The organism is Picosynechococcus sp. PCC 8807 (assembly GCF_001693295.1).
GTDB lineage: Bacteria > Cyanobacteriota > Cyanobacteriia > Cyanobacteriales > MRBY01 > MRBY01.
Map to the genome: position 1 here is coordinate 1,148,813 of NZ_CP016483.1, position 14,036 is coordinate 1,162,848.

Here is a 14,036-nt window from a genome sequence, read left to right on the forward strand (position 1 = left end):
CCCTGAACATCCCCCATTGTTGCTCCCAGGGAGAGCCATCGCCCCCCAACCATGTCCAAACCGAACGCTGCCACTGAAATCCAAGGAATTTTTAATCGCATTGCGCCCCAGTATGACGCGCTCAATGAATGGATTAGCCTCGGTCAGCATCGCATTTGGAAAAAAATGGCGGTGAAATGGAGTGGCGTTACCGGAGGCGATCTTGCCCTGGATGTGTGTTGCGGCAGTGGCGATTTAACTTTACTGCTAGCGAAAACCGTCGGCGTTTACGGTCAAACCGTTGGCATTGATTTTGCGAGCCAACAATTGGCGATCGCCGCCCAAAAACAAAACCGTCTTTGTCCTCACCTCGATATCCAGTGGCAGGAAGGAGATGCTCTGGCTTTACCCTACCCCGACAATCATTTTGATGGGGCGACTATGGGCTACGGGCTGCGGAATGTTACCGATATTCCCCAGGCACTCCGGGAATTACAGCGGGTGTTAAAACCAGGTAAAAAAGTGGCTATTTTAGATTTTCACCGTCCGGATAATCCTGGGAAACAAGTGTTTCAACAATGGTATCTGGATCGCTTTGTGGTGCCCCTCGCAGAACGATTTCAGCTCACCCCCGAATACGCCTACATTCAACCCAGTATCGAACGGTTTCCCACCGGAAAAACCCAAGAAAAACTGGCTAAAGAAGCGGGCTTTCGGAACGCAATTCACTACGGCATCGTCGGCGATATGATGGGTGTACTAGTGGCTACCAAGTGACGGGGATAGGGGACACATGGGTCAGCGACGAATCTGTATAGGAGATGTGCATGGTCATTACGATACGTTGATGGCCCTGCTGGAGCTGGTTGCGCCCGGAACAGAAGATGCGGTTTACTTCCTCGGTGATTTGATTGACCGAGGCCCCAAAAGTGCAGACATTATTGAGTTTGTGCGCCGTAGTTCCTATCAGTCTCTCCTCGGCAACCATGAAATGATGATGCTAGAGGCGATCGCCAACGATGGCAGCGTCCAGCAAGAAACCTTTATCGCCTGGTACCATAGCGGCGGTGCCAATACCCTCCAGAGTTATAACCACCGCATCCCGGCCGAACATTTGCAATGGTTGCGACAGCGGCCCACCCACCTCGATCTAGGGGATGTTTGGTTAGTCCATGCGGGTCTTTCTCCCCACCTACCCATCGAGGAACAGGGGGCGGAACAATTCTGTTGGGTGCGCAGTGAGTTTCATTCCATGACCCAGCCCTACTTTGCCAATAAGCTAATTATTGTCGGCCATACGATCACCTTCACCTTTCCGGGGGTACAACCGGGACAGGTGGTACAGGGGCCGGGCTGGTTGGACATTGACACCGGGGTCTACCACACCAAAAGCGGCTGGTTAACAGCCTTTGATATTGATCAGCGCCAAATTTATCAAGTGAATAGCCACACCGCCGAAAAACGCCAACTCCCCCTAGATGCGATCGCCGTTACACCCTTTTTATCGTTCTAGTCGCCAGCCTTGGCCACACAGGTTTTCTTAGAATTTTTCCGATCAGCAGTCGAGATTCACGCTATGATATTCCTGCTCATCACTTTTGGAGAGGTGGCAGAGCGGTTGAATGCGCCTGACTTGAAATCAGGTTTCGGGGCAACTCGGACGGGGGTTCGAATCCCCCCCTCTCCGTACAGATTTTTTAATTCATTTTTTCAAATAGCGGACTGTCGTCGCCCCAATTGCCGGTTCCTCTATTTGTGAATAAATAAAATTTTTGGGATATTTTCCTGCGCCGGGGCGATGGATTTAGGCAAAATAATGGGAAGCGCTTGCCTGAAAATAATTCTGTCTCTATGTCTAAACCTGATTTTTTCCCGACCCAAACTGAGCCGATGCTCGTGCGTTTAGTGCAAAGTATTGCCTATTGGGTGGGGCGTTTTAAATATCAACTGAAATTGCGGGTGAGCGAGGCAGATCTCGGTAAGATTCGGGATTTGGGAGATGCGCGCGTGATCTTTATGCCCAATCACCCCACCTTTGACGATGGTTTGGTGCTATTTTTGCTCTCGGCCCAGTTGGGAGAAATCTTCCATTACCTGGTGGCCTACGAAAATTTTACGGCGCAACTCGCCGGGTTTTTGCAAAAGATGGGCTGTTATTCCATTCGTCGGGGCCTTGGCGATCGCCGCAGTATTGCCCACACGTTAGATCTGTTGAAACAGGAACGCTCCCGGATGGTAATTTTTCCGGAGGGGGGCTGCTCCTTTCAAAATGATGCGATCATGCCCTTTCGCACCGGGGCGATCCAGTTGCCCATGCAAGCGATGTTGGCGATCGCCAAACAAGAGGGTCAATTTCCCCCCTGTTATCTGGTGCCCATTAGCATCAAATATCGCTACCTCAAGGCCCCTGAACTGATTATTCAGCAGAGCCTCAAAACCCTAGAGCAGAAACTAGAAATTACCCCTAGTGACCCCGAACCCTATGGCCGTCTGCGGGGGGTCGCCCAGGTGGTGATGCAGCAACTAGAAGCAGAATATAACCTCACTCCGGCGGCCGATGATGACTGGAATGACCGAATTGAGCGCATTCGGAACCGGGCCCTCAGTCTCTGTGAAACGGAATTGGGCCTAAATTTTCCAGAGGATTTCCCGCTCCGGGAACGGGTTTATAAAATGCAGGCGCTCCTCATCGAAAAAGCCGATGGAGAGATGGCCCTCGACCTCGACACCTACGAAAGCCTCTACCAAACAACGGTGCGTTTGCTGAACTTCGATGCGATCTACGATGGCTATGTGGGGGATCATCCAAGCCCTGAACGGTTTATTGATACCCTCACTCGCCTAGAACGGGAGGTGTTTCGGGTGGAAATTCCCGCGCCCAAGGGACTCCACGAAGGCTGGCTCCGGGTAGGCACGCCGATTAATCTCCAGGATTATGTGGCCCAATATAAAGGCGATCGCCAGGACACCCTGCAGCAACTCACAGACGCAATGCAGTACGAAGTGCAGAACAACCTCCTCGATATGATTTATCATCCTTAGAATATTGGCAAAAATAAAAATTCCCCCAAACCAACCATTGATCTAAGCTGAAATCACCGTTCCTTGATAACGTTAAAACAGGGTGATTAAGACGCCTCTCAATCCCTTCTACCCCAGCCCTAAAGTGTGAGGAGAATCTACTGTGGATGCCGCCAGTCAACAAAAAATTCTCGGCTATTTCATTGAAGAAGCCAAAGAACACCTTGAAACCTTAGAACAGGGCATCCTGGAGCTGTCGGAGGTGGTCGATGATACCGAACGGGTCAATGAACTTTTCCGGGCCGCCCACTCAGTAAAAGGGGGGGCAGCGATGTTGGGCTACACGAGCATCCAAAAAACGGCCCACCGCCTCGAAGATGCGTTCAAGGTCTTTAAGGACAATACGATTACCGTCGATGAAACCCTAAAGTCTCTTTTTCTCAATGCCTACGATGTGCTCCAAGAGCTCCTCGAAAAGCTACAAAGTCCCTTTGGCCTCCAGGAAGAAGAAATTGAGAAAATCATGGCGGAGGCTGACCCTCAATTCAGCGAATTACAAAAGTATTTGGATCGTCTCGCCGTCAGCGATAACCGTAATCCTGTCGTTTCTCCAGAGGTTGCGCCGCCGCCGCTAACGCCTGCCCCTATGGAATCACCAACGGCGACGGGGTTTTCTTTTGGGCCGCAAGTTCGTGGCTTATTACAGCAAATGTTGGGACTATTTCGCCAGGATGCCACCCCAGAATGCCGCCAGCAACTCCAAAAGCTCTGTATTGAACTGGCTAAACTGAATAAAAAAGCGAAACCTTGGCAAAAATTACTCAAGGCAAGTCATAAGGCGATCGCAAATCCGGCCCATCGTTTTTCGACCCTTGCCCCCATTGTGCTTAAAAGCATCAAAGAAGCTGCTGACCATCTGGAACGCAACGAACCAGAGCTCATTAGCCTGCCAACGGATTTAAAAAATTTGGCGATCGCCCAACTCCCCTACATTCTGATTCCCACAGAACCCAAGGAGGCGGCCCAAATCTTGAACAGTGCCTTTAGCGAAGCCCAACTGGCCCAATTAGTCCAGGCCCTGAAACATCGCGCTTAGTATTCTACAAAGTTTCCGAACTGCACCCGAATCACGAAAATCACTATGGCGATCGCCCCCTGGGTAGTGAATGGTCAGTCTCTTAATGCTTGAAATGCCTGTATCAATGTTGGTAGATAATCACAACAAAAGAGGCCCAACCCTGGGGCTGAACCTCCTTGCTTTTTTTAAACTGAGTAGAAATTGAAAGATTGGTTAGAGGGTCGCGGTCAGACGCTCAATCCTTGCCCCTAGAGCTTTAAACTTCCCTTCAAGGTCATCATAGCCCCGATCCATGTGGTGTACCTCGCGCATGATGGTTGTGCCCTCAGCCGCCAAACCAACCAAAACCAACGCTGCTGAAGCCCGGAGATCGGTCGCCATTACGGGAGCCCCAGACAAGAAAGGTACCCCTTTAATAATGGCGTTATTGCCCTTGATTTTGACATCCGCCCCCATGCGCTTAAATTCTGCGACGTGGTGCATCCGGTTTTCAAAAACCGTTTCCGTGACGACACTGCTCCCTTCACAGAGGGTGAGCAACGCCATGAACTGGGCTTGCATATCTGTAGGGAAGCCGGGATAGGGTAGGGTTTCAATGTCCGTCGCCCGGAGAATTCCTTGGGGTTTGATCCGCAGACGGTTCGGCCCTTCGGCAATCACCTTTGTCCCCGTTGCTTCGAGTTTGGCAATCACCGGTAAAAGATGGTCTGGGACGACGGGAAAGACGCTAAATTCTGACTGGGTAATGGCCCCGGCCACGAGAAAAGTCCCGGCTTCAATGCGGTCGGGAATAATCGGGTAGTCGGTAGCGTGGAGGCGATCGCACCCTTGAATCACAATTTTGTTGCTGCCATCTCCGCTAATGTGTGCCCCCATAGACCGACAGAAGTTCGCCAGATCAACGATTTCTGGTTCCTGGGCGGCATTTTCAATAATTGTTTCCCCTTCAGCGAGGGTTGCCGCCATCATCAGGGTTTCGGTCGCCCCAACGCTCGGATAATCTAAGTAGATTTTGGCCCCCTGGAGCCGTCGTCGATTTCCCTTGACTGTCGCTTGGACAACCCCATGTTCAATAATTACCTCGGCCCCCATCGCCTGGAGACCTCGCACATGGAGATCTACGGGCCTAGCACCAATGGCACAGCCCCCCGGCATCGGCACTTTTGCTTCCCCAAGGCGGGCCAGGAGTGGGCCAATGACAAAAAAGCTCGCCCGCAGCTTGGAAACCAATTCGTAGGGCGCTTCTGCTGTCCTAAGGTGGCGAGCATCGAAATCAAGGCTGCCAGGGGTAGCGACGATTTGTACCCCAAGGGCGGCAATGACTTCAGCCATCCGTTTAATGTCCGCTAAATCCGGGATATTTGTCAGACGGCATTGATCGCTACAGAGTAGGGTTCCCGCCATGATCGCCAGGGCAGAATTTTTCGCGCCACTGATTTTAACCTCGCCACTGAGGGGATGTCGCCCTTCAATTTTGAGGATGGTTTCAGCGGTCGCACGGGTGGGGGTGAGGGGGGCAGAAGTTTTAATGGGTCGATCCTCCACAAATGGAAAGAAGATGGGGGAAATTTTGTCAAATTTTCGTCTTGATTCTACCGGAAAGTCTTGGTCTATGTTGCTCAGAATTACACTTTTTTGTTCACGGTTTAGAATGGGTTTCTTGGTAATAGATAATCTTTTGGCAATTGGCTTGACGCTTTTCGTTCTTTAAGTAATAATTGTTGATTGTGTAATTACATATTTACCTGCGGAACTGGCGGAATTGGTAGACGCGCTAGATTCAGGTTCTAGTGGGAGTTTTATCCCTTGCGAGTTCAAGTCTCGCGTTCCGCATCTACCTGGCAAAAATTATTTGCCTTGCCTGAAGCCTTTTGACGACAACGGTAAGGTCGATGGGGGCAAGGATGCTCACAAGTTTACAAAATCCACTGGTTAAGGAGATTCGCAAGCTGCACCAAGGGCGGGAGCGGCAGAAACAGGGTCGTTTGTTATTGGAGGGAACCAATCTAATCGAGGCGGCGATCGCCAAGGGATTTTCTTTCCAGACGATACTGTTTACGGCAGCTTGGCGGACAAAATATCCGGCATTGGCTAGTCAACTCAACGGCGATCGCCAAACCTTAGTTTCAGAAGAGGTGCTGCAAAAGGTGGCAACCACGGTGAATCCTGATGGCATTGTGGCTACCCTCGACCAGGCGCTCATTTCCCAGACCCCACCCCAAACCCTCCAATTGGGGGTAGCCGTGGAGCGACTCCAGGATCCGGGCAATCTGGGGACAATCATTCGTACGGCGACGGCGACGGCGGTCGATGGCCTGTTGCTGAGTCCTGACAGCGTCAATCCTAGTAATCCGAAGGTGCTGCGGGCTTCGGTGGGGGCTTGGTTCCAAACGACGCCCGTGGTTATATCCACCTTTGCTGAACAACTACAACGGTATCGCGCCCAGGGGGTACAGATTGTGGCAACGCTCCCCCAGGCAACTAAAACCTACTGGGATGTGGATTGGCGGCAACCGAGTTTGATTTTATTAGGCAATGAAGGGGCGGGTTTGTCCCCAGCGATCGCCAGCCTCGCCAACGAAACGGTACAGATTCCCATGGGGCCGGGGGTAGAATCTCTCAATGTGGCGATCGCCTGTGCCTTGATGCTCTACGAGGCCCGTCGCCAGCGGGATCACCAAGCTCTTCCCTAATTTCCCGACAGTTGGGTTTGGAGCGTCTCCAGTACCGTTTGAGCATGGCCTTTAACCTTCACCTTTGACCAAATTGCCGCCACTTGACCCTGGGGATCGATTAAAAACGTACTGCGAACAATCCCCATATATTCTTTGCCCATAAATTTTTTCAGTTGCCAGACCCCATAGACCTCGGCGGTTTGATGGTCGGGATCGCTCAACAGTTCGATGGCTAACTCTTTTTTTTCAATGAAGCGGCCATGGGATTTTTCCGAATCGGGACTCACGCCTACGATCACGGTATCTAAGGCGGTAAATTCGGGGACAAGGGCCGTAAAGTCTAGGGCTTCGGTGGTGCAACCGGGGGTATTGTCCTTGGGGTAAAAATAAAAAACAAGCCATTTGCCGCCGTAGTCCACCAGGGTACGGGCTTCACCTTGGGCATTGGTAAGGGCAAAATCAGGGGCTGCTTGGCCAATCGTCAGGGTCGTCATGGAATTAGGCGTTCACTTGAAAATTTATAATCGTATTATTCCTTAGGCCAAAGCAGATCTCTAGAGTGAGCTTTGAGCGAAGCCCTACATTGCCCCAAGATTTTTCCAGACGACCCAATCCTTGGGAAAAGTCTAGCGATTTTCGTACCAGTAGCCGATGAGTTTATACACCAGCTTGGCGGCGGTGTACTCAGAAACCACAGAGTCATCTAAGGGGGCCAGTTCCATGATGTCGCAGCCGATCACTTGTTTTTCCCGAAACAGGCGACGCAAAAAGCGCAGGGTGCTGTACCAATCCATGCCACCGGGTTCAGGGGTGCCGACGCCAGCGATGAGGGTCGGGTCAATGCCGTCGAGGTCAATGGTAAGGAAAACTTTTTCCGTTTTAATATTGGCGATCGCCGTTTCGATCCAGTTGGGATCATTTTGCATCTCCCACGCCCAAATCACTGGTATTTCCTTCGCTGCCAATAAATCCGCTTCTTCCCGACAGAGGCTCCGGATCGCCACAGGCAAACTCGGCAATCCTAAATCCATCACCCGTCGCATAATGCAAGCATGGTTGTGTTCAGAACCTTCGTAGCTCTGGCGCAGATCCGCATGGGCGTCAATTTGCACCACCGTAAAGGGTGCTTGGTAAAACTCCAGATGACCTTGCACCACCCCTGTGGTGATCGCGTGTTCACCCCCCAGGGCAATCACAAATTTTCCATCTTGCAGGAGGTTTTGGGTGGTCTTGCTGGTGACCGCTAACATTTCCTCGGCAGATAGCTCCGGATTCTGGCGCGTATCGGCGATCGCCCCGTGGGTAAAAATCCCCACATCAAAGCAAGTTTCCCGGCGCAACTCATCGTCATAACATTCCAATTGGTGGGATGCTTCTAACAAGGCATCTGGCCCCCATTCACAACCTTTGCGATAGGTGGTTGTCGCTTCGTAGGGAATGGGTAAAATGACCACCGGAGATTCTGCGTAGCTCCGTTCCACTTCAGAACCAATGAAATCTTGTAAGACAAATTGAGACATGGACATTCCCTAACTGCGATAACCGAGAAATAGACCTAAAACTATACGTCAAAACGGTCTCAAGGGATCTGTTGAGGAGAAAAATGGGGCAAAGTCACTAAATTTAGCCAAAAAGCAATAATTTGCTGCACCACGGTAAAAAAATCATCCACATTACTAGGTTTGGTGATAAAGCAATTGGCCTGGGCCTGGTAGCAACGGAGGATATCTTGTTCAGCCTGGGAGGTGCTAAAAATAATCACCGGGATCGCCTGGAGGTAGGGATCTTGTTTGATGCGATGGAGGAGATCCACGCCGGATATTTTGGGTAAATTTAAGTCTGAAATGATTAGGGAGGGATAAATCCAATGGCTCTGGCTCTCGGCTGCCGACGGCGCGAGGGCTTGTCCTTGATTGAGAAACTGCCAGGCTTGTTCACCATTGGGGGCTGTTTGGAGGTGCAATTCTGGAAAGTATTCTTCGACGACTTCTGCCATCAACTCTAGATAGCCAGGTTGATCGTCCACCATCAGAATGGAGCGTTGGATGGCGGTCAAGGAACAAGCAGAATAAATGGGGGCGTTGGGCGTTTGGGTCAAGGGCGTTGGGGTTAGAAGCCAAAGAAAGGGTCTAGGCTACGATGACTCTAAATTTTTCAAAATATACTACCGATCTCAATGGTATCGAACCTACCTAGGGGCATGACCCTGCGGATGCCTTAAATTTTTCTGTTATTTTGCGGCTAAAGGCGATCGCCCCTCAACTTGCTGTTGATTAATCACTCAATGGTGATAAATGGGCAGCGTGAAGTAAAAAGTTGCCCCCGCCTGGGGTTGGGAGGTGACCCAAATATCACCCCCATGGATTTTGACAATGCGGTGACAAATGGCGAGACCAATTCCAGTGCCGGGATATTCTTCCTGGGTGTGGAGCCGCTGAAAAATTTGAAAAATGCGCTGCTGATGTTTGGGATCGATCCCAATGCCGTTATCTGCGACCATAAACTGCCAGTGGTGTTCGGTCTCGGTGACGTTGATCGTGATTTTGGGTTGGCGATCGCCCCGGTATTTAATCGCATTGCTGAGGAGATTTTGCCAGAGGCTCTGGAGTTGACTCCCATCACCCAGGACTTCTGGGAGGGTTTTGGGGCAGTGGAGTTGGGTGTGGGTGCGCTTGAGTTTGAGCTTGAGGTTGGCGATCGCCCGTTGGAGACAATCCTCCATAGACACCAGTTCCGGTTTACTTTGACGGGTATTCAGGCGGGAATAACGCAGCAAGTCTTGAATTTGCGTTTGCATCGTGCGGGTGCCCGCGGTGATGTGCTGGAGATAACGCTGGGAACGCTCATCCAGGCGATCGCCATTGCGACGGGCTAGCAGTTGGGCATAATTGGCCACCAGTTGCAGCGGTTCCTGGAGGTCATGGGAAGCCACATAGGCAAACTGTTCGAGTTCTTGGTTAGAACGGGCCAGTTCATTGGTGTAATGGCGTTGGCGTTGCAGTAGTTCCGCCTGGTTGAGGGCAATGCAAATTTGATTGATGAGCTGGCGCAGAAGATGCAATTCATCGGCATTCCAAATTTGAGGAAAATGGCACTGCTGGACACAAATCAAACCCTTTAGCCGCGGTTCTCCTTCGGGATCATCCATGGCGCTCACGAGGACGGGTAAAACAGCGTAGGCGACAACGCCATATTCCCGGAGCATAGCATCGTGGGCCGGGGGAAACTTCGCGGCTTCTACGTCGATGCAGGTCTGGAGTTCCCCCTGGCGAAATAGATCAAAATCACCCCGGTTAAAAGCCGCCAGGGGAAACCGATGGTGGAGCATCGAGCGGACATTGGGGTGAGTCGCCTCCGCCGTCACTTTACCTTCAGTTTCATTCAAGATCTCCCAAAAAATCACCCGGTCGGCTTGGAGGGTTTTGCGGAGTTCCTGCACCGTCGTGGTTAACATTTTGTCCATGTCCCAGGAGCGCAAAATTTTAACCGTCAAGGAGGCCAACATATGTTGATGGCGGCTGTAGCGCATTTTGGTCAGTTCCAGTTGACGCTCTTCGGTGACATCCCGGGCGCTGCCTTGGATCTGTTGGATGGTGCCCTGGCGATCGCGGATCGGGATCAGACAAGTTCGCCAAATTTGGGTGCAGTCGGGAAGTTCGAGCACTTCTTCAAACAACAGCGTTTCACCAATTTCGAGGCAACCCTGGAAAGAATCACACAGTTGTTGCGCCAGCTTTTCGGGAAAGACGGTTTGGGGCGATTTCCCGATAATTTGCCGGGGATAAACCCCCATTTTTTCGCAGTAGGTGGGGTTGACCATTTCAAAGGTAAACTCAGTCACCAATTCGGTCAGGTCAACGGGAGCCGCAGCAGTAATGGCGATCGCTCGGTGGACACGGATCAAAAAAATGGCCTCCGCAGAATGGGTCACAATCCCGGCGTAGAGTGCTTCGGAGGCTTCTAGTTCCCGTTGGGTAGCAGTGCGGATCAAATTGTGGTGGAGCAGTTCCGCCGCCATCTTTAGGGCTTGAATCTCTAGGGCTGACCAGGGATGGGTGCGGGCTACTTCGCTGGTAAAGATTAAATGACCCCAGTGGTGGCCTTGGTGGTCAAAAATCGGTAGTCCCAAAAATGCCTTGACATCTAAAAATTCCAATAAGGGAACTAATTTTGGGTCTTGGTGCTGGTGGGCGATCGCCACGACATCACCAAGCTCTAGGAGTTGTTGCCACCAGTGGAGGGGAAATTCTGCGACCTTTTTTTGGCAAGGGGGAGAACCGTCATAGGACCATTGTTCAACAATGTTGGGGGGCGAATTAATCTGACCCGCTCCATCCCAATGCCATTGAAAAATAGTGATCCGCTCCATCTGGAGGTGGCGTCCCAGGATTCCCAAGGCCTTATCTAGGGTGGCTTCAGGGCGGAAAAGAGCCTGGGAAAATTTGACCAGAATGGTGGTGAGCTGGAGATGGGTTTCTAGGGGACGGGGGGCTGGCTGACGCACCAAGTCGGAGGATTTTTCCTGGAGCACAGCCCGAAAACCGAGTTCTAGGGTCAACGGCGATAGCTCTCCGGGGGGAATTGCGATCAAGCCAGGTTGCTTGGGGAGCGGAGCTGCGGTAATCACCACCACCGGGAGTGCCAGGGCCAAGCTTTGATCAAGCCATATTTCGGTTAGTGCTTCAGGACAAAAGAGAATGATCAAATCGGCGGGTTCTAGGGGGGTCACAAAGGGTTGCGATCGCCAACTCAGATCCCACCGAGAAATTTGCTCTAGGCAATCCTCCAGGGGCGATCGCCCTAAATCTTCCCCTACAATCAAAATATGGAGTAATGACTTTGTCAGGGTTGATGCTTGTGCCAGCGGAAGATAGGTCATTGGCCCGGTTGCGATAGATCAGTGCTCATCCCCATTGTCGCGCCTAATTTAAAAATTGCCCGCTGCCCCCTGCTGTGTCCTGTTTCGCCATGTCCCAAACAAGTTTGACCATTATTCCACCCGGTCAGCCCGGCGATCGCCATCTGTTGATCTGCCAGCACCGGAGTTGTCGTGAGCGGGGAAGTGCTTCAGTCCTCCAAGCTTTTCAGCGGGCATCCCTACCGCCACGGGTCTTGGCGATCGCCAGTCCCTGCCAAGGCCAATGCCACTTGGGTGTGACCGTGCGCCTGGTCCCCACAGAGGTGTGGTATTGCCAGGTAACTCCTGCCGATGTGCCCCATATTTGTGCCGCGCTCCACCAAGGCGATCCCCTAGGGCATCGAAATATCGCTAACCCCGTGCGAGCAAAACTTAACCCCAGAATTCATCCCCCAGGATCGTTGATTTAGGAGGTAACGGCTTCCTGGGCGTTTTTTTGACGATGTTGTACCTCCAAATAAACCAGCAAGGCATTAATATCTGCCGGGTTGACGCCACCAATGCGTGTGGCCTGACCAATGGTGAGGGGGCGCACCTTATTTAATTTTTCCCGGGCTTCCATCGACAGGGTTTCCACCGTCAAGTAATCCAAACCTTCCGGCAACTTCCGATTCGCATGGCGGCTAATTTGGTCAATTTGGTTTTGTTGCCGCTTGATATAGCCAGAATATTTAATATCAATTTCTGCCCCTGCTTGCTCTGCCTGGGTGAGCGCCTCATTCCCCAAGCCATAATTGGCGAGATCGGCATAGTGGAACTTGGGTCGCCGCAATAAATCCGCTAAGGTCACAGAACTTTTGATTTTTTGGCCTGTATCCGCCGCAATTTTCTGACCCAAGGGATCCAATTCTTTGACCCGCTCCGTGTGGAGTCGTTCTTTTTCGGCAGCAATATTTTCCTGCTTCGTTTGGTACAAGGCCCAACGGCGATCGTCAATTAAACCAATTTCCCGGCCCAGGGGCGTTAACCGCTGATCGGCATTATCAGAACGGAGAATCAAGCGATATTCCGAACGGGAAGTCAACATCCGGTAGGGTTCCCGTAAATCCTTTGTACACAGATCATCAATCAAAGTGCCTAGATAGCTTTGTTCCCGGGGGAAAACAACCATGTCCTGACCCTGGGCAAATTTCGCCGCGTTGATGCCTGCCACGATCCCTTGGGCTGCTGCTTCTTCGTAGCCCGTGGTGCCATTAATTTGTCCCGCTGAAAATAAACCTTCGACGCGCTTGGTCATCAAGGTGGGGTAACACTGGGTTGCAGGTAAGTAGTCATATTCCACCGCATAGGCTGGGCGGAGCATCACACAATCTTCCATCCCCGGCAGACTTTGGAGCATTTGTAACTGGAGACTTTCGGGCAGTCCCGTCGAAAAACCTTGGATATAAAGCTCTGGAATCGTGCGCCCTTCCGGTTCAATAAAAATTTGGTGGGAATCCTTATCAGCAAACCGGACAATCTTGTCTTCAATACTCGGACAATAACGGGGGCCTTTGGAATCAATAAAGCCACCATAGATGGGAGACAGGTGCAGATTATCTTTAATCAATTGATGGGTCTTTGGGGTTGTCCGAGTCAGGTAACAGGGCATTTGTTCACGCTCTACCCAGGCTTCAGGATCAAAGCTAAACCACCGTACTTCTTCGTCCGCCGGTTGAATTTCCATTTTGCTGTAATCGACCGAACGACGATCCACCCGGGCGGGGGTTCCCGTTTTTAAACGCCCCGTCTCAAACCCCAACTCGTTTAGGGTTTCTGTCATGCCTACAGCAGCAAATTCTCCAGCCCGGCCCGCAGGCATCGATTTGTTCCCAATCCAGATCGTGCCGCCGAGGAAAGTCCCCGTTGTCAGGACAACGGCCTTTGCCCCAAAACAAGTCCCAAAATAGGTTTGAATCCCACAAATTTCATCGTTGTCGCCTAACACAAGATCCGTCGCCATCCCCTCGCGAATCACAAGATTATCTTGGTTTTCAACGATATTTTTCATCACCGCAGCATACTCGCGTTTATCGGTTTGGGCGCGCAAGGCCCAGACGGCTGGCCCCCGGGACGCATTGAGCACCCGCTTTTGGAGATAGGTGCGGTCTGCCATCTTACCGATTTCCCCCCCCAAGGCATCCACTTCGTGGGTTAGCTGGGATTTTGCGGGGCCGCCCACGGCGGGATTACAGGGTTGCCAGGCGATTTTGTCGAGGTTGAGGGTCAACATCAGCGTGCGGCAGCCTAAACGGGCCGAGGCCAAAGCCGCTTCACAACCGGAATGGCCAGCACCAATGACAATGACATCAAACTCATCTTGAAAATCAACGGGGGTTCGCAGCATTGTTTTGTTTTGGGGAATGATGGGTTAGGACTAGGGATT

The 14,036-nt window shown here is 51.7% G+C and carries 12 protein-coding genes and 2 tRNA genes; 8 read left to right on the plus strand and 6 right to left on the minus strand.

What is annotated here, in order from left to right:
* The first annotated feature begins 51 nt into the window (after window positions 1-51).
* The 5 genes from ubiE (at window position 52) to AWQ24_RS05620 (ending at window position 4,096) form a co-directional block, all read left to right on the plus strand.
* On the plus strand, window positions 52-756 hold the full coding sequence (ubiE, locus tag AWQ24_RS05600) for a bifunctional demethylmenaquinone methyltransferase/2-methoxy-6-polyprenyl-1,4-benzoquinol methylase UbiE (protein WP_065716219.1): 705 nt from the start codon (window positions 52-54) through the stop codon (window positions 754-756).
* A 16-nt stretch (window positions 757-772) separates the two neighbouring features.
* Complete coding sequence (locus AWQ24_RS05605; protein ID WP_065716220.1) at window positions 773-1,492, plus strand: metallophosphoesterase family protein; 720 nt, start codon at window positions 773-775, stop codon at window positions 1,490-1,492.
* 87 nt (window positions 1,493-1,579) lie between these two features.
* Window positions 1,580-1,666: transfer RNA gene (locus AWQ24_RS05610), tRNA-Ser, on the plus strand.
* A gap of 164 nt (window positions 1,667-1,830) precedes the next feature.
* Entirely contained in the window at window positions 1,831-3,021 is a 1,191-nt protein-coding gene (locus AWQ24_RS05615; RefSeq protein ID WP_065716221.1) for a 1-acyl-sn-glycerol-3-phosphate acyltransferase, read from the plus strand.
* Window positions 3,022-3,163: 142 nt separating this feature from the next.
* Window positions 3,164-4,096 carry an Hpt domain-containing protein gene (locus AWQ24_RS05620; RefSeq protein ID WP_065716222.1) on the plus strand — a complete coding sequence of 311 codons (933 nt, stop codon included), beginning with the start codon at window positions 3,164-3,166 and terminating at the stop codon, window positions 4,094-4,096.
* A gap of 195 nt (window positions 4,097-4,291) precedes the next feature.
* On the opposite strand, the gene murA is transcribed toward AWQ24_RS05620, so the two are convergent.
* Window positions 4,292-5,608, minus strand: a complete 1,317-nt coding sequence (gene murA, locus AWQ24_RS05625; RefSeq protein ID WP_065717316.1) for a UDP-N-acetylglucosamine 1-carboxyvinyltransferase — start codon at window positions 5,606-5,608, stop codon at window positions 4,292-4,294.
* 217 nt (window positions 5,609-5,825) lie between these two features.
* On the opposite strand from murA, the gene AWQ24_RS05630 reads away from it, so the two are divergent.
* Both AWQ24_RS05630 and AWQ24_RS05635 read left to right on the plus strand, forming a co-directional pair.
* Window positions 5,826-5,911 (plus strand) — tRNA-Leu (locus AWQ24_RS05630).
* 71 nt (window positions 5,912-5,982) lie between these two features.
* The gene (locus AWQ24_RS05635; protein WP_065716223.1) at window positions 5,983-6,771 is read left to right on the plus strand and encodes an RNA methyltransferase; all 789 of its coding nucleotides are present in this window, start codon (window positions 5,983-5,985) and stop codon (window positions 6,769-6,771) included.
* Here AWQ24_RS05635 and bcp read toward each other — a convergent pair.
* From bcp to AWQ24_RS05655, 4 genes are all read right to left on the minus strand, one after another.
* Window positions 6,768-7,247, minus strand: a complete 480-nt coding sequence (gene bcp / locus AWQ24_RS05640; protein ID WP_065716224.1) for a thioredoxin-dependent thiol peroxidase — start codon at window positions 7,245-7,247, stop codon at window positions 6,768-6,770. The two genes, AWQ24_RS05635 and bcp, sit on opposite strands and share 4 nt — an antisense overlap.
* Window positions 7,248-7,379: 132 nt before the next feature.
* Window positions 7,380-8,273: an agmatinase gene (speB, locus tag AWQ24_RS05645; protein ID WP_157096832.1), complete on the minus strand. Its 894-nt coding sequence runs from the start codon at window positions 8,271-8,273 to the stop codon at window positions 7,380-7,382.
* 59 nt (window positions 8,274-8,332) lie between these two features.
* A complete protein-coding gene (locus AWQ24_RS05650) occupies window positions 8,333-8,851 on the minus strand; it encodes a response regulator (protein WP_083993500.1) in 519 nt (172 codons plus the stop codon).
* Window positions 8,852-9,034: 183 nt separating this feature from the next.
* The gene (locus AWQ24_RS05655) at window positions 9,035-11,632 is read right to left on the minus strand and encodes an ATP-binding protein (protein ID WP_065716226.1); all 2,598 of its coding nucleotides are present in this window, start codon (window positions 11,630-11,632) and stop codon (window positions 9,035-9,037) included.
* Between the two features lie 89 nt (window positions 11,633-11,721).
* Between AWQ24_RS05655 and AWQ24_RS05660 the strand changes: the two genes are divergently transcribed.
* On the plus strand, window positions 11,722-12,081 hold the full coding sequence (locus AWQ24_RS05660; protein ID WP_065716227.1) for a ferredoxin: 360 nt from the start codon (window positions 11,722-11,724) through the stop codon (window positions 12,079-12,081).
* On the opposite strand, the gene mnmG is transcribed toward AWQ24_RS05660, so the two are convergent.
* The gene (gene mnmG, locus AWQ24_RS05665) at window positions 12,078-13,997 is read right to left on the minus strand and encodes a tRNA uridine-5-carboxymethylaminomethyl(34) synthesis enzyme MnmG (protein WP_065716228.1); all 1,920 of its coding nucleotides are present in this window, start codon (window positions 13,995-13,997) and stop codon (window positions 12,078-12,080) included. The genes AWQ24_RS05660 and mnmG overlap by 4 nt on opposite strands.
* Window positions 13,998-14,036 lie beyond the last annotated feature (39 nt).

Bases quoted from the DNA above. Each gene is read 5' to 3' on its own strand.
- ubiE (WP_065716219.1), top strand. From the start codon at position 52: ATGTCCAAACCGAACGCTGCCACTGAAATCCAAGGAATTTTTAATCGC.
- AWQ24_RS05605 (WP_065716220.1), top strand. From the start codon at position 773: ATGGGTCAGCGACGAATCTGTATAGGAGATGTGCATGGTCATTACGAT.
- AWQ24_RS05615 (WP_065716221.1), top strand. From the start codon at position 1,831: ATGTCTAAACCTGATTTTTTCCCGACCCAAACTGAGCCGATGCTCGTG.
- AWQ24_RS05635 (WP_065716223.1), top strand. From the start codon at position 5,983: ATGCTCACAAGTTTACAAAATCCACTGGTTAAGGAGATTCGCAAGCTG.
- bcp (WP_065716224.1), bottom strand. From the start codon at position 7,247: ATGACGACCCTGACGATTGGCCAAGCAGCCCCTGATTTTGCCCTTACC.
- speB (WP_157096832.1), bottom strand. From the start codon at position 8,273: ATGTCTCAATTTGTCTTACAAGATTTCATTGGTTCTGAAGTGGAACGG.
- AWQ24_RS05655 (WP_065716226.1), bottom strand. From the start codon at position 11,632: ATGACCTATCTTCCGCTGGCACAAGCATCAACCCTGACAAAGTCATTA.
- AWQ24_RS05660 (WP_065716227.1), top strand. From the start codon at position 11,722: ATGTCCCAAACAAGTTTGACCATTATTCCACCCGGTCAGCCCGGCGAT.
- mnmG (WP_065716228.1), bottom strand. From the start codon at position 13,997: ATGCTGCGAACCCCCGTTGATTTTCAAGATGAGTTTGATGTCATTGTC.